General features: G+C 35.7%; 13 protein-coding genes. 1 reads left to right on the plus strand and 12 read right to left on the minus strand.

The genetic code is table 11. From position 1 onward, the window contains the following. Window positions 1-6: 6 nt before the first annotated feature. The 8 genes from ABJM36_RS09085 to ABJM36_RS09120 are packed head-to-tail and all read right to left on the minus strand — an operon-like array spanning window position 7 to window position 11,709. A complete protein-coding gene (locus ABJM36_RS09085) occupies window positions 7-1,359 on the minus strand; it encodes a family 43 glycosylhydrolase (protein WP_348451147.1) in 1,353 nt (450 codons plus the stop codon). 53 nt (window positions 1,360-1,412) lie between these two features. Next, the gene (locus ABJM36_RS09090) at window positions 1,413-1,661 is read right to left on the minus strand and encodes a hypothetical protein (RefSeq protein WP_348451148.1); all 249 of its coding nucleotides are present in this window, start codon (window positions 1,659-1,661) and stop codon (window positions 1,413-1,415) included. Window positions 1,662-1,671: 10 nt separating this feature from the next. Next, window positions 1,672-3,042, minus strand: coding sequence for a hypothetical protein (locus tag ABJM36_RS09095; protein ID WP_348451149.1), 1,371 nt, complete (start codon window positions 3,040-3,042; stop codon window positions 1,672-1,674). 48 nt (window positions 3,043-3,090) lie between these two features. Then, complete coding sequence (locus tag ABJM36_RS09100; protein WP_348451150.1) at window positions 3,091-4,452, minus strand: hypothetical protein; 1,362 nt, start codon at window positions 4,450-4,452, stop codon at window positions 3,091-3,093. A 5-nt stretch (window positions 4,453-4,457) separates the two neighbouring features. Then, on the minus strand, window positions 4,458-7,082 hold the full coding sequence (locus ABJM36_RS09105; protein ID WP_348451151.1) for a GH116 family glycosyl-hydrolase: 2,625 nt from the start codon (window positions 7,080-7,082) through the stop codon (window positions 4,458-4,460). A gap of 18 nt (window positions 7,083-7,100) precedes the next feature. Further along, a complete protein-coding gene (locus ABJM36_RS09110) occupies window positions 7,101-8,633 on the minus strand; it encodes a sulfatase-like hydrolase/transferase (RefSeq protein ID WP_348451152.1) in 1,533 nt (510 codons plus the stop codon). A gap of 2 nt (window positions 8,634-8,635) precedes the next feature. Beyond that, window positions 8,636-11,278: a TIM-barrel domain-containing protein gene (locus tag ABJM36_RS09115; RefSeq protein ID WP_348451153.1), complete on the minus strand. Its 2,643-nt coding sequence runs from the start codon at window positions 11,276-11,278 to the stop codon at window positions 8,636-8,638. Between the two features lie 32 nt (window positions 11,279-11,310). After that, complete coding sequence (locus tag ABJM36_RS09120; RefSeq protein WP_348451154.1) at window positions 11,311-11,709, minus strand: DUF2961 domain-containing protein; 399 nt, start codon at window positions 11,707-11,709, stop codon at window positions 11,311-11,313. Window positions 11,710-12,143: 434 nt separating this feature from the next. On the opposite strand from ABJM36_RS09120, the gene ABJM36_RS09125 reads away from it, so the two are divergent. Then, window positions 12,144-15,482, plus strand: coding sequence for a carbohydrate-binding protein (locus tag ABJM36_RS09125; protein WP_348451155.1), 3,339 nt, complete (start codon window positions 12,144-12,146; stop codon window positions 15,480-15,482). A 100-nt stretch (window positions 15,483-15,582) separates the two neighbouring features. On the opposite strand, the gene ABJM36_RS09130 is transcribed toward ABJM36_RS09125, so the two are convergent. The 4 genes from ABJM36_RS09130 to ABJM36_RS09145 all read right to left on the minus strand — a co-directional run bounded on the left by ABJM36_RS09130 (window position 15,583) and on the right by ABJM36_RS09145 (window position 23,020). Next, window positions 15,583-18,126 carry a glycoside hydrolase family 95 protein gene (locus ABJM36_RS09130; RefSeq protein WP_348451156.1) on the minus strand — a complete coding sequence of 848 codons (2,544 nt, stop codon included), beginning with the start codon at window positions 18,124-18,126 and terminating at the stop codon, window positions 15,583-15,585. 171 nt (window positions 18,127-18,297) lie between these two features. Continuing rightward, on the minus strand, window positions 18,298-19,248 hold the full coding sequence (locus ABJM36_RS09135) for a prolyl oligopeptidase family serine peptidase (RefSeq protein ID WP_348451157.1): 951 nt from the start codon (window positions 19,246-19,248) through the stop codon (window positions 18,298-18,300). Between the two features lie 9 nt (window positions 19,249-19,257). After that, a complete protein-coding gene (locus ABJM36_RS09140; protein WP_348451158.1) occupies window positions 19,258-20,271 on the minus strand; it encodes a kelch repeat-containing protein in 1,014 nt (337 codons plus the stop codon). A gap of 1 nt (window position 20,272) precedes the next feature. Further along, on the minus strand, window positions 20,273-23,020 hold the full coding sequence (locus ABJM36_RS09145; RefSeq protein ID WP_348451159.1) for a six-hairpin glycosidase: 2,748 nt from the start codon (window positions 23,018-23,020) through the stop codon (window positions 20,273-20,275). Window positions 23,021-23,068: the final 48 nt, after the last annotated feature.

Here is a 23,068-nt window from a genome sequence, read left to right on the forward strand (position 1 = left end):
TATTGTTTATAATTCATCTTCAAAAACTTGCTCTAGCTTGATATAATCTACCGCCAATTCGCCTTCAGTTGGTTTCCAATCGCTTCTGAATATTCGAATCAAATTGTCTCCGGCTTTCAATTCAACAATACCGAAATCTATTTCAGTAAATTCTTTGGACTGCGGAAATTTAAACTCGCGATATAAATGGCTATTGATTAAAATATGGTGATTGGACTCGCCATCTGGTGAAGCATACCTGACTTTAAATCGATATTTTGCTGGTTGTGCTACTTGAGCTAAAATAGAAACATGGTCGTAAGGGTTATCAAAATTGGTAACATAGCCTCTTCCGCTGTAGTCTTTTATCCAAGTATCAACTATAACATTATACAAGTTTCCTCCTGATGCAAAACCGTTTTCAGCCTCAAGCTTTAGAGTTGTTTTGGTCCGCTCGGCGTTGCCTAAGCCCTTTTTTGATGGCACAATAGGAATGATGTTTCCATCTTTATCATACTCCAAATAATCTGCCATTGACGAACGCGTTTCACTTAAACCTCCCGACAACCACGCACTGTGGTAAAACATGATATCTTTTCCTTTATAAGTAACCGTACCGCCATGGTTGGTTCCGCTTTGACCTTCAAAATCATCGATAAAAACACCTTTAAATTCGTATGGCCCCAATGGTTTATCTGCTACAGCATAAAACATTTTTTCAGGCCAACGCCTTGGGGTTAACCCAGGATAGGTTAAATAATATTTCCCTTTGCGTTTGTGCACCCATGGCCCTTCAAAAACGTGTGTTAACTGAGATGTTAAATTCACATAGGTTTCGGGTTTAATAGACATTAAATCGTCGTTTAATTCGGCCGCAAAACATTTTCTGTCGTGCCCCCAATATAAATATGGTGTTCCGTCATCATCAATAAATAATGCGGGGTCTTGACCAAATTCAACCCCCTTTACATAACCTAAATCTGTAAATGGACCTTCAGGCCTATCGCTATGTGCAATTCCTGTTCTAAACAACCCAATGCCAGCTTCTTTCATACAATATATTAGGTAATACTGCCCGCGGTAATATGCTGCGTCCATGGCCCAAGCATGACTTTCTGCCCAATCTACATTTTCGAGATGAAGGATACGCCCGTGGTCCGTCCAATTCACCATATCTGTAGTAGAAAAAGCATGGTAGCCTGTCATTCCATAATGATTATTAGACCCTGGCTCATCATGAGAGGTATATACCCAAAGCTTGTTAGGGTTGTCTGTCCACACATGTGGCGATGGGTCTGCCGTAAATACATTGGTAAAAATGGGGTTTTGAGCAAAACTCACACCTGTTAAACACAGGAAAAGAATTAATATTTTTTTCATCGGTTTATTTAATTGGATTTTTCTATTTAAACTTAACATCTTTTACAACCTCATTAATCGTAATCTTCCCGGTTAGGATTTAATCGTGGAATAGGATTATTAGGCGGAATTTTAGACGTATAAACAGGAACATTCTCTGATTCGACACTTACTTTATAGTTTTTTGACAATTCAATGCCTTCGGGAGCAGGATATACTTTTACTTTTTGGATTACAGTTTTGGTCGTGGTTTCCTTACATGCGATTAATCCTAGTATGAGCATGACTGCACAAAAAGTTAATAGTCTACTGAGCTTTTTCATTGTATCTTTTTTATTTTATTACAATCTCATTATTTTCTCCTTCATTTAAAACATTTCCGGAAGTCGTAATTTTACAATTACTAGTTTCAGCATTGAGTTCTACAGGCATTCCTGTTGCATTATGTAATACAACTCCCGAAGATGGCGCGATCCCTAAAGGACTAAAACCGTTATTTGCTGGCGGACGGGTAGTTCCTATTTTTATGGAATGTTTCTGACTGCGAGCCATATTTCTGTAATTAGTTAGCGTTATGTTATGGTTATTACCTGTTATGCAAGCTAAGGCATGCACCGTTGTTTTAGATTCGGTTGGTAATAGCGCTAATTCTACATGAGTAACACCACCTTTATAAACGTACAACAATGGTCCGTTTACCGCATCGCCTTTACTGTTTTCCACCTTAACACCGCCAACATTATAACCCACCTCGCAACCTATTGCCGTACCATTTTTTATTAAAACATCATCAGTAATTTTACCAAAAGCAAAGCCAATACGTGTGTTTTTTGCTGTACAATTTAATGCAGTAACGGCACCTGTTTTAACACCATCAACTCCTCCTTTCCCGTACATGCGAAAACCACATTCGTTTAAAGATTTTGTATATCCCGGAACTATATTGCGCGTTCCTGCATAATTTTTATACACAGATGCAAAATTGACATCAAACGCAGGACCAGAAATTTCAGCTAACATAGCATCGGTAGTTCGTGTAACACCTTCGGCATAACAGTTTTCAAAAAGCACATCTCGACCACCTTGCACAAAAAAACAATGCCCGAAAGCTTTCGAAAAAATGGTACAATCAATAATTTTATCATTTAAGCCTTCAACACACATACCGCTATGTTTACGCAACGGTACTAGAGCACCTTTTCCTTTACCAAGCAAATCGCCATACCCATAAGGCGATGAGCCACTAATATTTAAGGTAACTTTTTCTATTATGGCATGATCTCCAGCAACCGTAAAGGAATGTCCGCCTTTAACGGTAGGATGATTTCCAATATCTGTAACTGTTAAACCTTTTATATGAACATTTTTTCCAGAGACATAAAACTCACTTACCCGCCCTTTAAAAGCACTTAATAGTATGGTGTTTACTTGAATGGTTACGCCTGTAAAATTAAATACATTATTATTACCGCTAAACTTTATCATAGCGTATCTACCCACCTTATCTGGTTTTGTACTTTGAATAATTGAATCAGTTAAATAGTCCTCTATTTGATACACTCCAGCTTCCATAGTAATAGTATTTCCACTTTGGGCTGCGTATTTTGCCAATTCATCAATAGAGTTGATTTTGATTTCCTTAGCCTGAATAGAATTACAGAACCATAATAACCCTATAATTAAAGCTATTTGTTGCTTCATCATTTTTAATTTTTTAATCTGTTATTATTTCATTTTTTTTGAGGACATATTCTATTTTTTTGAAACCTGAATTTGAGTCCCTTTATTTTCCTTTATACTTCCATTAGTTTTAATGCTACAGTTTTTAGCCAATGCCCCAATTGAAATTGGCATACCCGTTTCATTTATTAAATGAAGTCCAATAACTTCAGCTTCACTATACGGCGACATGGATTCTCCGTGCATAGGTGGCGTAGAACCAATTAAAATAGGAAGCTCCTTTTTTCTTGTTTTTCCTTCGGAAGATTTTAAAACAATGTTATTGTTTTCGCCCATAATAGTAATTAAAGCATGGACTTTTCTATCAGATTCTGCGGGGTTTACAAATAATTCCACATCTACATTACTACCTTCTACAAACATTAAAGGACCGTAATTAGCATCGCCTTCTGAGTTTATCACTTTAGTGTTATCTCCAATCCAATATCCTCTTTCTGTACCTATGGTTTTACAATTTTCTACCAATGCTTTGTTAAACCTAAGTTCAAAACCAGCACGCGTATTTTTAGCTATGCAATTTTTAAAACTGATGTTTTCGCATGCGCCATAAGTTCTAAAACCATCTTCGCAAAGCGATTTCATATAGCCAGGAGTTACTACATATTCACCTTCTCTATTTTGTGTCCATGTTTTAAAACTCACATCGAAGGCAGGCCCTGAAGTCTCTGCTAACACCGCATCGGTTCTTCGGACTTCGCCTTCGGCATAACAATTTTCAAAATAGACATTTTTAGGATGTTGTTGAATAAAAAAACAATGCCCAAAAGAACGGTTAAAGACTTTACAACCGTAAAGCTTAGTATCATTTCCTGTTACTAAAAGTCCACTGTGTTTTCTATGTTTTATGGTGGTTTCTTTTTGCTTTCCTTTACCAAATAAATCGCCATAACCATACGGATAAGACCCTTTTACATGTAAAGTAATATTTTTAAGCATATTAGCTTCGCCAGCTACTTGAAGAACAGTACCGCCCGGTGATGTTCCGTTACCAACACACCTAATGGTTAACCCTTCAAAACTATTATTAGAACCAGTTATTAAAAACTCATCTGAATGAATTGGTGGTTTTAATGCCGTTCGAATTTCTGTATCCAAAACAATTTCTACATCTTTAAAATTAAAAATGTTATTGCTTCCGCTGAACGTAATATATTGAAATGCTTTACGAGCGCGGCGTGCTGCTATGGAATCTGAATTTAAATAATCGGTTAATTGATACACACCAGGCGCCATGGTTATAGTGTTACCACTTTTGGTAGCATATTTTGCTAAGGCTTTTAATGAGTTTATTTTTATGTCTTTGGCATAAATAACAGTACTAAAAAGCAATACCATTAAAAGTGAAATTTTACAATGGCTATTTAGTTTCTTCATATTATTTATTGTTTTGTTATGATATACTCTGTTGACTTCCCTTCCGTTAGCCTTATTTCACTTTTGAAGGTTTTTGTTCCAAAACCTTTAAGTTTTATAGATTTTAAAGTCATCGTTCCGCTAAGTACTTTAAATGTTATAGATTTAGTATTTCCCTTCTCCTTAATATCCACTGTTCCGTATTGGCTTCCATTAGACCAAAAGTAATTCCCCTGTTTATCTGTAAATTGAATTGATTTTTCAACTGCAGAATATTGAAATCCAGATAACGCAATAACCGCACCCCAACTTGCCATGGCACGTGCATAATTGTTTCCACATTCGGCTTCGTTAAACGGGTTGCGCTTTAAACCATTGTATCGATCTCTAATATTTTTAATAGTGGTTAAGCCATTTTCTGTTTGTCCTTCGTACATCATTCCAACGGCAGCTGTATACTCAAAACCCGTCATAGCTTCAGTAAAGTACGGAAAAGGAAAAAGCGGGCGTTCTCTTGGATAGCTTGCCATAACTAACGATTTTTCATCACCTAAAACAAACGAACGCATACTGTTAAATCCTGAACTACTATCGTCTCTTAAGTTGTATTTCATAATGCTTTTTAGGGTGGTTTTCACGTTATCTTCATTGGTGAGATAGCCCAAGCCACAAATGTGAGCCAAATATTGTCCTACCAACTGATCGACCAAACAACCTTCTCCTAATTGAAAAGCAGGATTACCAAGATCTTTAGACTCTAAACCTTTAAGCAAAGGTGCCGCAATTTCGTCACGACTTTTTGGTGGTTCTATAATATGAATGTAATATTCTCCATTAAACAAGTTTTCATCAACCCACTTACTACCCTTTTCAAAAATGGTTTTACAGGTTTTAGCAAATGCCTTATCGCCGGAAAACTTAGCCATTTCTTCAGCTGCTCGAAGTGCACCTAAATACCAAATTCCCATTTGGGGGTTTGGGCCAAAATACTGAACATCCATGGTGTTGTGCTGGCAGCCATCCATAACACCATCCATATTAGGGTCCCAACCTCCTTCTATCCAACAAAACTCCATGTTCTTTTTTACATTTGGCCAAAGTTTTTCAAGGAGTTGGTTATCGCCACTTAATTGCCAATCTCTGTACATTCTCATGATACTTCCTAATTGACCGTCGGCCGCGGGTCTATTAAACAAATTGGCACGTTCAAGCGGTAAACCCACACGAAAACTCATCATACCCAAATTATCTGTAGCATATTCAAACTCTATCTCCCGCATAGAACGGGCTAATTCTCCAAACAAAAATGGTGTAGCTTGCTCGTAATTCCAAACATGTGTACAATTGCCATGGCAAACCCCTTTGGTATTACTAGTACCTTCCCACCCATAGAAATTTCCATCGGCTGTACGAAAACAAGTTTGCGTACGAAGCGTCGAGGCATTGTACAAGGCTGCTTCTTTTACCACATTAGGTAAATCGCTATTAACAAAAGCTGTTACAAACGCATTTGTTTTACCTTCAAGTGTTGGTAATTGCGGCTTTGTTTTTTCAATAACATCCCAAGCATCGCTATATTTAGTGGTGTAGTAATTGGTTAAAGTATTACTTAAACCATCATCGGCAGGTGTCCATGTTTCTCGATTAGGAAAGTGCCAAGTTAAATAAAAAGTCACTTCGCGACTACTATTAGCAGGAACCGAAACCTCAACAGCCATTGATGCCATAGGGCGGTCTTCACCATTATGTTCTCTATTTTCTAAACGGCCATCGGCGCTATAATCATCCCAAAAATCGAGACGCGAATTACCCCAAACTTCTTTACTCCAAGACGTGCGATACGTCACTTTTTCTTCATTTGGAGTCGTTAATGCCATGGTTCCCCAAGCTGTTTCATTTTTTTCTACTCCAACGGAACTCATAAAAACACCTTGTACGTTAGTTTCTTTTCTGAAAATATTTTTATTGTTTTTTGCACCTACCGGAATTAAGGCATTTCCGCGTCCGTTAGGTTCGCGGACAGAACCATCCTCACCAATAAAATTAGGCATATTGGCACAAACTGATGCCTGCACAGTCTCATCTGTTGTATTGGTTAACTCGTAAGTGATAACAGCAATAGGAATTCCACTAGCATCGGCATTTCCAGGAATTAACGGGTTGAAGGCTTTTATACGCACATCTAACGGTACTTTTTTATCGGAAAGCAAAACTTGACCAAACGGATAAGCAGCTTTAAAACTACTAGATTCAAAACGAGGAAAACCATGATTAACAGTTGTACTACCAAAAGCGCCTTCGTAAAGTGCATAATCTAACGGCCCTTCGAGTACCCGCGTATCTTTTTTACCGTTAGCCGTTTGGGTAAATAATGCAAAAAACGGCCCTACATATCTCAGTTTTTCACTAGTTGGCGTGTAGCCTTTGGCTGCTGTATTCATAATTTCCCAATCGCGGAGATCTCCTCTTCCACCAAGAGACACGGTGCCTGTACCAATTCCACCAATAGGCATTGCAATTTTCGCAATATGGTTTTGGTTGTATGTGGTTAAAACAGGCCAATCCGTAGTGTTGTTACCTTTTTTAATCTGAGCTTGTACCACAAAGCCCATTATAAAAAACAGTTTAAAAAGTATAAATTTATTTTGCATAATTATGAGAGTTATATTTTAAGGCTGAATGGCCTGCTTGTACATATCTTCCGTTTTCTGCCTTAATTCTTTTAACACTTGTGCATGCTCTGGACTATTAACAAGATTTTCTTGTTCTTGCTGATCGTTGGCAATGTTATAAAGCTCTTCAATTTTTGGTGAATGCTCGTAATAAACAAAATATTTCCATTGCTTTGTACGCACACCTCTGGCGCGATACGATTTATTATTATCTATTAACTCTTGGTTTAATTCATCTGCATTAGGGCTATTTCTAGCTTTAAACATATCCACCAAAAACAAATCTTCCATGTAAACGGCATCTCGCCATTTTGTTAAATCTTCAGTTTGATTCAATACCCCAGAAATATCTTGACCTTGCATAGATTCAGGAACATTTAAACCTGCTAAAGACACTATAGTTGGCGCCATATCGACTGAAGAAATTAAAGCATCTTCCCGTCTTTTACGCTCAAATTCAGGTTTTCTACCATCATATACAATTAGTGGTGCTTTTACAGCTTCGTCATATAATAAACATTTATCGAACAAACCATGAGAACCTTGAAAACGACCATTATCACTCGTGTAAATTATAACGGTATTATCCAGAAGCCCTTTATCTTTAAGCTTTTCTATTAGTTTACCAACTTGATCATCAACCGTAAAGCCTTGAGTTGCAAAACGACGAACTAAACGTTGGTATTGCTCTGGTTTTGAAGATCGTTGCCTGTGAAAATAAACGCCTCGAGCGTTTTCTTTTACGACCTTAGGCAAGGCCTCATTATCGCCTTCAACCCAATTTTCTGGCACTTCAAAGTTATGATCTTTAAACTGCTCTAAATACGGCATATACACATGTTTATCTGAATCGTGCTTAACCGCATAAAAGCTTACTGATAAACAAAAGGGTTGATTTTCTGGCTGTGTATCTATAAAACGTAGCATAGCCTCGCCTGTTTTTAAAGTCCTACCTGAATTTACCCTGCCTTCCTTGTAAATTTCTTTTAATTCCGTATCACTTTCTGGCCATAACACCAGTCCTTTATCTGGTCGTGTTTCGCTACCAGCAAAAAAATCGAAAGTACTTTGCATGTTTTCCTTGTAGAATTGTTCTTTTGGTGTGCTTGGTCTTTGGGCTTCTTCCGTAACCGTAAACCCGACCTTACCTACAAACCCCGTTCGATAGCCTGCTTTTTTTAACATTGAAGGATAGCTATTTTTAAAATCGGCTTTTGATAATGTATAATCATAAGGCGCCACAAACCCCACACGGTGGTTAGAATTATAACGCCCCGTCATCATAGTAACACGACTAGGCATGCAAATAGCCACCGCATAATAGGCATTATCGAAAACTATGCTTTGGCTAGCTAGCTTATCTATATTTGGCGTATAAAACTCTGGTTTGCCATAACACCCCATATTATCCCAACGCTGGTCGTCTGTCATTAAAAAAATAATATTAGGTTGTTTGCTTTGGGCTGTTGTTATAATACCTGACCCAAAACCTAATAAAAAATAGACTATGACTATTATACTTTTATTCATTTTTAAAATTGAATTGTTAATTCTTTACCTAAAAAGAACTGACGATCTCCACTTTTTTCACCCACCATTTGGAAGGTGAATTCTAAAGGAGCGCCTTCAAAATCATAATATTCACCATCACCTTTTTTAACCGTTAAGGTCTTATTTTCTTCTGAATACGAAAAAATAATTTCAGAATAGGTACCTTGTTCATAATTATAAGATTCACCATCATCTAAATACAAGGTATACTCTGCGTCTTTTCCTGGGTAAATCACAATGCTAGTAGATTCCTTTGTTTTTTCGTTAGCATATTGCACTTTTGGCCCAATAGGTAAAATACTTCCTGCTTTTATAAAAATAGGCATTTCATCAAAAGGAGTACTAACAGATATTGCATTATTACCTTCAGTCTTTTCATTATTCCAGAAATTATACCAAGTGCCTTCTGGTAAATACATTTCCTTGGTTTTTTGTTGATATTCTGTAACGACACCTACCAAAATGGATTCGCCAAACATAAATTGATCTTTAATCCCCCAAGTATTTTTGTCATTAGGAAATTGGTAAGCTAAAGGCGCCATTAGCAGTTTTCCTTGGGTAGTTACTTTCCATGCTTCAGAATAAATATATGGCATTAATTGGTACCTGATATCTATAAATTTTCTAGCCATATTCTCAAATTCTTGCCCATATCTCCAAATTTCAGTTTCAGATTTATACCCGTGAATTCTAAACACAGGACTAAACGCACCAAACTGAAACCAACGTGTTAAGAGCTCTATAAATTCTGGGTTAGTATATTGGTTATCGTATTGTGGGTTTATAGATTTTGAATCTCTAAAAAAGCCTCCAATATCGTGCGACCAATATGGAATTCCTGTCATAGTAAAATTTAAACCTGCGGCAACTTGCTCTTCTAACTGTTCCCAAGAAGCTTCAACATCGCCAGACCAAGAAGTAGCTCCATAACGTTGTTGTCCTGCATAGGCAGAACGTGTTAAATTAAATACACGCTGGTTAGGAAACTCTTCGCGTCTACCTTCGTACATGGTTCGTGTTACCTCTAATGAATAGGGGTTTTGTACTTGATTAAAACGCCCCACAGCTGTCATTTGTGTGGCATCTTTTACACCTTCTGGCTCTGTACCGTCCAACCAAATTGAACTTACACCGTTATGAAACATTGAGTCGCTTAACATTCTGTAAAAACGTTCGCTCACACCTTTATCATATACATCGATATAGTTACTACTTTTAATTTTTTTAATATTATACTTTTCCTCTAGCGCTTTATTTTTAACCTCTGGCCAAACAGAAACCATAAGTTTTAAATTTAAACTTGAAACCTCATCTACCATACCTTTTGGATCTGGATATTTTGCACGATCCCACTCTGGCCCTTTTGTGCCTTTTGGCCAATAAAACCAATCTTGTACTATGTTATCGAAAGGAATGTTACGATCTCGCATCTGATGTGCATTCTCTAACAATTCCTCTTGATTATGGTAACGCTCTCTGCATTGCCAAAAACCGTAAGCACTTTTTGGAAACAAAGGTGCTTTACCTGTTAAATTTTGATATTGCGCTATAATTTCTTCAGGATTTTCACCTTCTACAATGTAATAGTCTATGGTATTACCTTGTGTACTGCTAAAAACAGTTTTATTAAAATCTGGTTCATTATAAAAAAGCTTTCCAGGAATTTTAGCTCCTGTATTTTGAAAAACCACCTCATAACTTTTACCAGCTTCTAAATGTTTTTTACCCGAATATCGACGAGGCATCCATATGGTTGAATAGTTTATAACATCATCTCCATTTATTGTAACTTTAATTTCTCCGCGCATACGCCCATCGTTATCACTTAAAGCTAAAAAGGTATATTCTCCTGTTTTTGCAGGTGTAAAAGTGGTAGTTCTAATGTTTTTTTTATCTGATTTAGCTTTATTAATATGCGCTGCAACATCTTCTTTTTCGCCTTCAACCTTAACATCTGTATTCCTTTTTTGAGTAGCCATATTTTCTGTTGAAGCAAACTCTATTTCGTTTACTGGTTTATTAAAATCTGTTAAACTATAGTTATGCCAATAAATACCATAGCCTTTAGTAGACACTAAAAATGGAACCGCAATTTCTTGATTGTATTGCTGCAAGCGAATTGGTACGTGTTTCCAATTCATTATCCCACTTTGAAACTGCCCTAAACCATACAGAGCTTCATCTGCTGCAACAAAAGCTTGAGACACTTTATTTTCTGCCTTTTCATTTAATTTTATATAGGTATTTGTATTGGTTTCTGAAACCAAGTTTTTACTTTCCTTGGTTTGGTATTCAATTTCACCATTTGCATTAACAATTACTTTTATAGCTTTAGTACTTATAATTAAGGCACTTGTGTTTTCGGTAATTTCCCAATTTACATTTTGAGGTTTTAATACCGTAACATAATCTGGAAGACTAATAGGTTCTACCCCATTCTTGGATTTTTTAACATGAATAATTGACTCATTTACCACATCTATATGAATGGTAATACTATCCTGAATTATAGTAACACCTTGTTCTGTTTTTTCAAAATTATGTTTAAATTTTGGTTGACAACCCGTCCATAATAATATTAAAATTATGAGATTAATGACATAGAATTTCTTGATGCTTTTCATGAAATATAAAGTTAGTTTGGTTGTTTTTTGATTTATTGTTTATTGTTCGGAAAGTCTTTAGGCAAAGGGGGTACATTTAAAACCTCCTTTTCATCAATTACACTGTTTGACGTTGTTTCTCTATTGCCATACCAATATACACCAACACCATAACCCATTTCGCAATCTGTCCAACTCCATACTTCCATATCTAATTGCAATGAGCTACTAAATGGCATTATATCTAAAGCTCTTGTTCTAGTTTCTATATTATAACCAGAAGTGTTTTTCCCTTTGATAACTTTCGGTTTTCTATTTAACTTATTGTACACATTACTTTTTGGTTGTGCGTGAAAAGGATGCTCATAAAAATCTGTGCTTTTTCCGCCCCCATGAATACGCATAATAGTCTGCGGTGCCTGTTCCGAATATTGATGGAAAATCTTCACCATCAACCCAAATTTTTTTATGCTTCATGAGTTTTATAATATATTTTTGATTTCTACCAATAAACAGGTTAACAATTATAAAAAATTCAATAAGGAAACCATATAAACCATGAATCAATTATTATAACATATTACCATATTTTACTACAAAAGCTTCTTGAAGCTTAGTATTTATATGTAATTCTAAAATTAATTGAGGATTTAATCTTTACAAATCCCCCTTAAAAGGACTCCTCGTTTAATAATTTATTTCTATTAGAACTGCCAAATACCACATTATTATATTCCTAACAAAAAAATACAAAAACCCAATATTTCCTTATAAAAAGCAGAAGATTTTTATAAAATGGGCACTATTTTAAACCATATGATTCATAAATTACTAATTCCTACATTTTTTATAATTTAATTTGAAAAACAACTAAATTATACTAAAAATGAAAAAAAAACTACAATTAGCATTACTCCCAATAATGTTCTTATTATTGGGAAATTTACAGGCCCAAACTATAATTAATTCGCTTGTCGAATTAAAAAGTCATTTAGCTGATGATGATGGTAATTTTGTAATGACTCCGGGAACATATTATTTTAATTCTAACAATTGTGGGGAAGGGAAACTATTCGACAATCCCAAACTACTACTATTCACAGGAAACAACTGCACATTCGATTTTACAGATGTAAAGTTTGAAATAGACACCAAAATTTTCACCTTATTTGGAAACAACGATATTATCGAATTTTGGGCGGCTGGAAATGATAATGTATACCTAAATTTAACCATGGAAGATATAGGGATGACTGTGCCATCTAAAGGTGCTGGCTCTATACATCTTGATGGTGCAGATAATTTAATTCAAGGATTTAAAACAACCGTAAGAGGATCTTTTCCTTATGGCTATGGCGATACTTTTGGAAAAGGTGGTGGCTCTGTAATTTCGCATCAAAAACATGCAGGGATTTTAGTTAGAGGAGACAGAAACCACATAAAAGATTGTAGTGTTATAATGAGAGCTTATGGGCATGGTATTTTTGTACAAGGTTCTCATTATGCTAAAATAGAAGGTTGTTATGTAGAAGGTGAGCTTCGAACTGTTGGCGAGATGTTGCAAGAAGAAGGTACCGACTCTCCTGCGGACAATGTAGATTACCAAACCGTTTGGGGATTTGACTTAAGAGACCATACAAGCGATTACACATTTAGCCTTCAAGAAGCTGGTATTAGAGCCTATTCAACAGGTGTAATACATGATTCCAACGGAGATTCTACTGGCGTAAGTAGAGCTACCGAAAACACAACCGTAATTGATTGTACCATTGTAAAAATGCGTGTAGGCGTAAATACTGGTGCCGAAGGTGGTGAGAACAAACGTATTGAAAACTGTACTGCTCTTGCTTGCGAAGGTGGTTTCTGGTTAGGTAACGATGGCGAAGTCATTAATTGTTTTGCAGATGCATCCGTTGGTCCAATTTTATCAGAAGATATTTCGCGTTCAAACGCTACTTACGAGGTTACTATTTTAGATAACTACATTCCTAAAATTGGAGACACACCTTATTTTTTCGCTGGAGGAACAAACCACAACCTTACAATACACGACGGTACTACATACTATAATCCAGATATTAAAATTGTGCTAGGAGGCACAAGACCTGCAAATCGTTTTTTAGCAGGGTCTGTAACACCACCACCTTCTAGAAATGCAAATAATATCACTTTAACAAACAATACGCCTTACCCACTTATATTGGAAAGTGCATCGAATTGTAACATTTACTCTTGTGGACCAGTAACGGACAATGGCACAAGCAATACCGTAACCCAGTTAACCGATTGCGTTACAGAAAAACCTTGTAATAATACAGCTAACAACCTTGAAGCTGAATGTTATGATGATATGTCTGGCATAGGAACGCGAAATATAAATGGTGATTCAAACACAAGTGAAGTTTACGGTATTAATGCCGGAGAATGGATAAGCTTTGATGCGATAGATTTAACAAATATGACCTCAATTGAAGCTATTGTATCCAGTGTACATAATGATGTTTCTATAGAAGTTAGAAAAGATAGTAGTACCGGAACACTCCTAGCTACAATACCTATTAGCAGTACCAATAGCGAATCTAATTACCAAACGTTTTCTGCTAACTTAAACCAAGTGGTTAACGGATTAACAAACCTATATTTTGTATTTGCTAGTGTAAATGAAACCGGTTGGTTATTTAATTTAGACAAACTATCCTTTAGTCCAGATGCCTGTTCGGAAGCATCATACAACCCTTTTCTACCTATTAGTGCAGAAAACTTCTGTGAATCATCTGGTATAACTGTTAACGAATTATCTATTTTTAATAAATCCATTGGAGCTATTGATGATGGTGATTATTTAAGATTTAATAATATACATTTTGGAAATGACGATGTTTACAACGAAATTGAAATATTAGCATCTTCAACTAGCAGTGGGACTATTGAAGTTAGAAGTGGTTCCATTGATGGTGCTTTACTAACTTCTGTAGTTGTTGAGAACACAGGAAATAATGATAATTATGAGGTTTTCTCGAGTTATACATCGTCGAATATAACAGGAACACATGATATTTACTTTGTATTTAAAGGTACAGGCACTTCATTTTTAAATATGGACAATTTCTTTTTTAATAATGACGAATGTAGTGGTGTAACTTACAATGCCTATTCCCAATTAGATGCATTAGAGTACTGCGACATGTTTGGGGTAGTTCCTATTAATGACGAATACCTTGGAGGTATTAACAATGGCGAGTGGATTCGGTATGGTAGTGTAGATTTTACATCAGTAGCGCCAGCACAAATTACTTTTAATGTAGCCGGTTATCCTACCGAAGAAACTATCGAAAACGGATTTATAAACGTTATGCTAGACCACCCCACAGAAGGCACCTTAATAGCTAATACTACCGTTCCAAAAACAGGAGGATGGGAAGTTTGGGAACAGGTAACAGAAACGCTACTTCAAGATGTTACTGGCACCCACGAGGTTTATTTATATTTTGGTAATGGCGCTTTTAATTTAGATTGGTTTGAGTTTCATCAAGAAAAACCAGATTTAATTAACCTAGCTTTAGCTTCCAACGGTGGCGTGGCTTCGCAGTCTAGCACAGATTACGGCGGTGATGCCAGCAGAGCGAATGACGGTAACACCAATGGTAATTTTGGTTCGGGTTCTGTATCTCATACAGAGCATGGAACGGAGGGCTCTCTTAAATGGTGGCAAGTCGATTTAGGTGCCGACAAAACCATATGGGAAATTGTAATTTACAACAGAACAGGCGGAAGTTATACGGAAAACTTAAATAATTTTACTGTAGAAGTTACCAATGCCAATGGAGATGTTACCTTCTCCCAAGTTTATGTAGATTACCCCAACCCCTCATTAACAATAGATGTTGGCACTATTGTTGGAAAGGTTGTAAAAATATCAAAAACTTCTGCTCGTGGAATACAGCTTGCCGAAGTTGAAGTTTATGGCACAAATACTTTAAGCGTTAATAATTTCTCATTAGGACAAATTAAATTTTACCCAAACCCTGCAACAAACAGTATTAATATTACTAATGCCTTTAATACAACTCTAGAGATATATAATATCCAAGGTGTTTTAGAGATGAAGGCTGAAATTTTAAATCACCAAAAAGAAATAACTCTAGAGCATCTTAGTTCGGGAGTACATTTCCTAAAGTTTAAAAATGAGCAAGGCACTGTAATTAAGAAATTAATTAAGAATTAAACGATACGGTAAATACTAAAAAAAACAGCATCTAATTGATGCTGTTTTTTTTTATAATAATCTTTTTACAGTTCCCCACTATTAATAAGGTATCTAAATTTTAGTTTTGAATTAAGGTAATTTCTTCTCCAACTTTAGTTTCTATATCGTATAAATACGTTGCTTTTAAAGACAATGGTTTAAATTGTGCAGCGTCCGCTATTAAAGGTTGTTTAATTTCTGGAATTTGATAGAACGGATTTTTATTCCCCTCTGATGCTGTATTCAATTGGTTTCCATTATTAAGCTTTAATTCGTTATATGCACGAATACGAAGATTACCACCAAGTTTCGATTTTATAACAGCTTTTACTACCTCACCATTTTTCCATTCTAAAGAAACGATTTCAAAACCACCTCTAGCTCTTAATCCTGTTGTATTACCATCTTTCCAAACATCTGGCAAAGCAGGTATTAAATGTATGGCACCATCGTGACTTTGTACCAACATTTCTGTTAAACCCGAAGTGAATCCAAAATTACCATCAATTTGAAATGGTGGATGGGCATCTAGCATATTAGCATAAGTCCCTCCTCCTTTTGGAGAATCTGGTCGCCCAACTAATTTAATCTGTTCTTCCATTAATTTGTAGGCGTGATTACCATCTAACAAACGCGCCCATAAATTAATTTTCCAGTTCATGGACCATCCCGTTGATGGATCGCCTCTTTGAATTAAAGTGTTTTCTGCGCCTTTAAATAATTCTGGGGTTCTATATGGCGAAATTAAATTTGAAGGATACAATCCGTATAAATGCGATACATGACGGTGTTTATCGTCTGGATCGTCTAAATCCTGCATCCACTCTTGAAGTTGATTGTGTTGTCCCACTTGCATTGGTGGTAATTTTAAAACAGCAGCTTGCATATCTTTAACAAAATCGGCATCAACATTTAACAATTTGGCTGCACTAATCGTTTTGGTTAACATATCGAATACCAATTGATTATCCATAGTTGTTCCTGCTTCAATATTCACATTTTTAGGACGAATACTAGGACCGTGTTCTGGTGAAATGCTTGGAGATACTATTAACCATCCATTTTCAGGTTCTTCAATTAAAAAACTTAAACAGAATTTTGAAGCGCCTTTCATAGCAGGATATACCGATTTTAAATACTCTAAATCGCCATTAAACATGAATTTATCCCATAAATGCTGACTTAACCATGTACCACCCGTTGGCCACATACCCCAAGTAGCACCATCTACTGGTCCTGCAATTCGCCATAAATCGGTATTATGATGGGTAACCCAACCTTCGGCTCCATACATAACTTGTGCTGTTTCTTGCCCTGTAACAGATAATTCTTTAACCAATTGAATTAAAGGATCGTGCATTTCGGTGAGGTTAGTCACCTCTGCTGGCCAATAATTCATTTGGGTATTAATATTTACCGTATATGCACTTTTCCAAGGTGGAGTTAAATCTTTATTCCAAATACCTTGTAAATTTGCCGCTTGCCCTCCTGGTTGCGACGAAGAAATTAATAAATACCTTCCAAATTGAAAATATAAGGCTGCTAATGACGGATCAAAACTTGAACTAAACTCTTTAATTCTAACATCTGTCGGTTTTTTAGATGCTTCAGAAGCTCCTAAATCAAGCGTTACTCTATTAAAATAGTGTTGATAATAACTTGAATGATCTTTTACTAGCTGCTCGTAGTTTTTCTTTTCAGCTTCAGCTATAAAATCGGCAGCCTTTTTATGCGGATCTGCACCAATATCTTGATAGTTTATAAAATTTGTTGCAATTGAAATGTAAAGCGTTACACTATTAGCATTTGTAACTTCTAATTGATTATTGGATGCCGTTACTTTTCCACCTTCCGGTACTATTTTTACTCTAGAATCAAACTCTACTTCGCCTTTAATCGCAGGTGAACTTTTTGGTAATCGTTTATTTTTATTATCGCTACCATAGCCCGTCATCACTAAAACATCATCATTTTGGGTAAACAATGAAACTTTTGCAGGCTCTGGGCGATCCATACTAGCGGCAAAACTGATTTTTCCATTTTCATTAGCCGTTAATTTCATTACGATAACTTGATCGGAAAAAGACGTAAAAATTTCTCGGTTATAAGTAACACCATCTACAGAATAAGACATGGTATTAACCGCATTTTCAATATCTAATGCTCTCTTGTAATTCGTGAAATTTTCATGTCCTGAAAAGTTTAAACGTAAATTACCAACAGTTTCATAAGGCATTCCTGCTGATGTTTCTGAAATAAATTTATTGTTTGCTATTTTATGAGCTTCATCATACTTACCAGCAAACAACAGTGCTCTAATTTCAGATAGTGCTCCTTTGGCTTTTGGGTTATCATTTCTATGCGGTCCTCCAGCCCAAAGTGTATTTTCGTTTAATTGGATGTTTTCGTGTTCTGGATTTCCAAAAACCATAGCACCTAATCTTCCGTTACCTAATGGAAGTGCTTCATTCCAGTTAGCTGCAGGAGCATTGTACCAAAGTACTAAATCGTCAGTTTTGGTTTCTTTTTCTTGTTCTAATGTTTTACAACTTACTAAAAGCACTAAAACACATACCCCTAAGACATATTTTAACTGCTTCTTTTTCTCCAATTTAAACCCCATTTATGCTAACCTTTTTTTAAAATTTAATATTTTAAACAAAAATAACATATCAAGGAATATTCAATATAAATTATAGTCCATTTCATATAAACTATTACTTATAACAGGTATGAATAGCCTATTTATTTATTCAGTCCACATAATTGCAATTAACTTAAATTAAAGCAATCCTTATTTTATATGCGAAAGAATAAACTTGGTAGCATAATCATTAAGTTCTCCCATTGAAGGCGAAATATTTTTCCCACTAAAACTATGGCCAGCATTTTTTATAGTCAATAACTCAACATCTGCCTTTTTCTCCTTGGCCACCTCCATCATATACGTAGAATTAATGATAGGCAAAGTCGTATCTTTATCGCCGTGTATTAGTAATATTGGAAGACTGTTTTTTCTCAAAAGTTCTGTCGGACTAAGCAATTTAGCTAATTCTGGCTTTTCACTTAAAGGCGCACCTAAAAGTCTAACAAATAGTTTTCCGTCTTCAAAAATGGAATTGGGTCTTATGTCTGGATTTACACAAGATGTAAAAGGGAAATAAGAAGTTATACATTTGAATTTAGGAGCATATTTCAATAAATCCGGATCTCCTTTAAAATCTGCATTTTTACCCAAAGCTGTTACTAAACTTAAATGTCCTCCTGCTGAACCTCCCCAAATACCATATTGTCTTTTGTCTAATTTATACTGTTTTGCATGTTTTAATAGAAACCTAGCTGCATCTTTAGCGTCTACTGCAGAATCATAAGCATTAGAATTGCCACGCGCCAACCGGTACTCTATGGTTGCACAAACAACACCATTTTCAAGAAGTGATTTTAAAGTACCTAAAAAGGATTTCCTTAGTACTTTATACTTACTACCTCCTGCCCATCCACCACCGTGAACATGCATCATCCATGGATTTTTAGCCTTCATTTTAGCTGCATCGGGATAAAAAATAATCATATCCAACTTTTGTCCATCTATGGTTTTATAAACTACAGTTTCTCGGTTCGAAAAGGTTTCTAAAATCTCTTTTTCTTCAGGTGTTTGTGCGAACACAGAGAATTGAAAGCCAAAAAACAATACCAATAAAACTGATGACGCGGTAAATCCTTTTATTAAATTAATTATTTTCATATTTATTATTTATTTACTAAATTTTTCAATGGTTATTAATTCTGGTCTTCCTCCTTTTTGACCACAGCCAGAAGCTATATATAATTGATTTTTATGCCAAATTAGCTGGGTTCCGTGCCTACCTGTTATTAAGTTAGGTGACGTACTCCAATCTCCTGTTTTTGTATCCAAACATTCTACCTCATTATGAGCCGTTTTTTGGGTAATACTTTCTCCTCCAGCAAACAAAATTTTATCACCTATACAAATGGACGTACAACCAGCTCGTTGTGTTGGCACAGGCTTATCCAAAGTACTCCATTTACCTGTTTTAAAATCATAAACATCTACTTCTGGCACTGTCAACTCAAACACCTTTTTAATCTTTCCTGAAGAAACCCGACCTCCTAAAAGATATAATTTATCATTACAAATAACAGACGTTGCATGGTCTCTAAAGCGAGGAGCGTCAGGTAATTTTGTCCATTTGTCTGTTTTAAAATCGTAAACATCAAACCATTTTACGTGTCCGTCCCAATGCCCGTCAATGATTCCGCAAGCAATATAAAGTTTGTCTTTATAAATATTTGCCGTAGTTGAGGCTCTAACCCGACCTTCAGGCATATTAAAACCTGTAGACCAACTGTCCTTTTTAGGGTTATAAACATAGGCTTGTTTTAAAGGAATTTCATGTGGATATTCTCCAGTATGTGCACCAATAGCGTAAATATTTCCTTTAAATGTAACCCCTTGAAAATGATGAATTTCTATTGGTGGTTTAGCCCCACTTGTCCACGTGTTCGTTTTAGGATTAAAAATAGAAACATCTTGAATACGCCTTCCTCCCATTAAATAAAACTTATTTTCCACTTCAATAAAAGCAGCCTCGTGGCGCGCTACGGGATCTCCGTTTGTTTCTAGTGTCTCCCAACTATAGCCTTCCAATGATTGTGCGGCTGCAAACTGAAAGCTAGAAACACCTATTAAAAAAACTATTACATTAAAGTATTTTAATTTACTTATTGACGATCGAGTTTTTTTCATACTATTTTAAATCTACTATTCGAGAATCACCGGCTTCAAATTTCTTTTCTTTCTTTTTGTATGTAATAACTACTGGCACTTCATTATGCAGCATAAATTGTCCTGCTTTTTTCTCTAAAACAACATTACCTATTTCACTTGCCTTAATTTTAAAATCATTTGTTACTAAATGATTTCCATTGCCCATAAACAAAACAAAATCTGCATTTTTTTCTTTACCAATTAAAGCATAGTTGGCATTTGTTGATATACCTTTATATTTAGCCGTTTTTTGATTTTTTGAAGAAAACACTAAATCTTCTCTTCCCGATTTGCTTGTAATTTGTAACCCTACAAACTCTGTTCCATTGTTTTCATCTTTAAAGCTATTTATAGCTATTATGCTTTTACCTTCGGTTGAAGTAAATGGCTCATAAACGGATACAAATGGGCGTTCCCAGGCTTCGCCATATTGACGGGCAGCAAAGGTTAAATACGGTTTTTTATCAACCTCGTAAGGCAGACCATGATTTCCTTTAAAAGCTTTATTTGGTGGTGATTTTAAAGAAAATATTTCTCTATTCTCTGCCCCCATCATCCAAAGATTCATAAATACATCTTCTTCGCCATCGGGTCTATCAATTTTCCATTGTGCTTGATAATCCTTATTGGTTTTAATTGATTTCTTATCCCATTGATAATCGAAAGCATATAGGTAACCACCTGCAAAAGCCATTTCGTCAGTAGGCTCTAGGTTTAAAGGTTTTCCTGAAGCATCTAAAACTTCCATGGTTTGCCCTAAATTATGATAAAAATAATCATGAAATTTATCGCCTTTACGTTGTTTTCTAGAACGAAAAATATCAATATAATATCCTGTAGTTTCACCTGTTTTTATCGTGCTAACAATTCTGCTTTGGTCGCTACGTGTTTCTGGTTCTAGAAAATAAACATCGGAATGGGTTATGTTTGAATAATAGCCTGTTTTCTTTTCTGCCTTTGGATATTCTCCCATTAAATCGAAGGCGTGATTACTAAACATTTCAGTATATGACGAAACGCCATCTACCATTACCGTGTTATGTGCAGGAAATTGCGAGTAAAACTCCAAATAAATAGGTTGTAAATAGCCAGCACCTTTACCTGGGTCAGCACCTTGTACAAAGCCTTTTCCGTACAATTCCAAATTAATACCATTGGCATGCATGTGGTTACCTAGTGAGGCATTTAATGACGCCATCATACCATGTTTACCTGTTCCCATACGCTGTACATGCCAACTTACGTTGGGCGCATAAAAGGTTTGAGTAATATAATCATTAATATCTCCGGCTTTGTAATTTGCATTAAACTCTAATGGTTTACTTGCAAAGAACGACGATATATCAGCTTTTGGTTTTCTAGATTTTTTACTAGAATTTATATCCGCTTCAGCAAATAAACGATACATGCCTGTAAACTCTTTTTCTAGCACCTTATTATTATTACTTTGAGCCACACGAATTAGGTTTGTCATAGCCTCGGTACCAATACCTGAATAATTTGAATCGCCAAAAGCAACCGCTTGTCCATTAGGAAATAAGTACTGAGGTAACATTTTTACAGCCTTTTCCATAACCGGCATATAAGGCAAAATATTATGATTGAAAGTATTATCGAAATCTTTAATAAACGCGGTTAAATCTTTGGTTACACCCTGCGAATACCCTGGACATTCTGCCCAAACACCATTGGTTTTATCGTATCCAAAATCTAAAAATTTATTTAGCGACCATTGGCGCGTGGAGGTTTTGTTTAAAATATAATCAATGTAATATTCGCGTCCTTTTTTATCTTCATAATTTTCATTATTCTGCAATACCATGGCCGCTTTTAAAATAATTTTAGCTTGATGTAAATTCCAATTATTTTGTGGCACCCCGTTTTTAATAATCTGATCGGTCCAGCGTTTAATGGTCTTTTCATACATTGCCATATTTTCAGAATGATTGCCTTCAACATAACCATGTAAAAAATCATAAAGTTCGGCCACATCTATAAGTACATGTTCATGAATAACTTGAAAGTTTGTAAAACCAACTAGAGTTTGTATGTGACCATTAAGCAAATCGATAGGTTCGCTTCTATATGACATACCTTCTAAATATGTATGAATAATATCGTAAGCAAATTTAGCATAGCGTTCATCCTTTTCTAGCCAATAAATAAAAGCTGCATCTCTGGCCAATCCTATTATATTTGCATTAATAGAATAAATTATTCTACCTGTTTTTGACGGATGAACCCACTCAAAAGGATGACCTTCTTTATTTCTATTAGGATAATATAACCCTCGAGGATCGTCCATATATGGCAAAACATCTTCCAAATTAGGGGTTCCGTAAGGTGTTGTATAATCTCGAGACCCCACAAAGCGAACTGTTGGAACAGGTGCTTCACCATCAGCATGCGAGTAATTTATACCGTTAACATAAATATTAGTCGCTTTGGTTTTCCAATGCATTTGCAAGCGAGACACCATCCATTCTGGGTCATCAACATGCTGTTTTACATAAGCATCAATACGACTATGAATCCCTTTTAAAACATCTTGAGCCCAAGATTCCTTTTTAATAGTTTTTTCTAAATCCTTTTTTCCACTTTCTGTAATATACAAGCGCGGGTAGCCATCCTCTAAATTTGTTGGAAGTGGAATAGTAGAATTGACTTGGGCATTTGCCAATGGCATTGCACAAATAAAGATAGTTAGGGTGATAAATTGCTTTAACATTTTTTTTAATTTACAATTTTGAATTTAAACTGATTTAAACTCTAGATA

Origin of the sequence: Algibacter sp. (assembly GCF_039977455.1) — a bacterium.
Classification (GTDB): domain Bacteria; phylum Bacteroidota; class Bacteroidia; order Flavobacteriales; family Flavobacteriaceae; genus Algibacter_B.

What these genes read in the sequence shown, in the direction of transcription:
- ABJM36_RS09110 (WP_348451152.1), bottom strand. Translation starts at nt 8,633, where the DNA reads ATGAATAAAAGTATAATAGTCATAGTCTATTTTTTATTAGGTTTTGGG.
- ABJM36_RS09120 (WP_348451154.1), bottom strand. Translation starts at nt 11,709, where the DNA reads ATGGTGAAGATTTTCCATCAATATTCGGAACAGGCACCGCAGACTATT.
- ABJM36_RS09145 (WP_348451159.1), bottom strand. Translation starts at nt 23,020, where the DNA reads ATGTTAAAGCAATTTATCACCCTAACTATCTTTATTTGTGCAATGCCA.
- ABJM36_RS09100 (WP_348451150.1), bottom strand. Translation starts at nt 4,452, where the DNA reads ATGAAGAAACTAAATAGCCATTGTAAAATTTCACTTTTAATGGTATTG.
- ABJM36_RS09125 (WP_348451155.1), top strand. Translation starts at nt 12,144, where the DNA reads ATGAAAAAAAAACTACAATTAGCATTACTCCCAATAATGTTCTTATTA.
- ABJM36_RS09085 (WP_348451147.1), bottom strand. Translation starts at nt 1,359, where the DNA reads ATGAAAAAAATATTAATTCTTTTCCTGTGTTTAACAGGTGTGAGTTTT.
- ABJM36_RS09115 (WP_348451153.1), bottom strand. Translation starts at nt 11,278, where the DNA reads ATGAAAAGCATCAAGAAATTCTATGTCATTAATCTCATAATTTTAATA.
- ABJM36_RS09105 (WP_348451151.1), bottom strand. Translation starts at nt 7,082, where the DNA reads ATGCAAAATAAATTTATACTTTTTAAACTGTTTTTTATAATGGGCTTT.
- ABJM36_RS09130 (WP_348451156.1), bottom strand. Translation starts at nt 18,126, where the DNA reads ATGGGGTTTAAATTGGAGAAAAAGAAGCAGTTAAAATATGTCTTAGGG.
- ABJM36_RS09095 (WP_348451149.1), bottom strand. Translation starts at nt 3,042, where the DNA reads ATGATGAAGCAACAAATAGCTTTAATTATAGGGTTATTATGGTTCTGT.
- ABJM36_RS09135 (WP_348451157.1), bottom strand. Translation starts at nt 19,248, where the DNA reads ATGAAAATAATTAATTTAATAAAAGGATTTACCGCGTCATCAGTTTTA.
- ABJM36_RS09090 (WP_348451148.1), bottom strand. Translation starts at nt 1,661, where the DNA reads ATGAAAAAGCTCAGTAGACTATTAACTTTTTGTGCAGTCATGCTCATA.
- ABJM36_RS09140 (WP_348451158.1), bottom strand. Translation starts at nt 20,271, where the DNA reads ATGAAAAAAACTCGATCGTCAATAAGTAAATTAAAATACTTTAATGTA.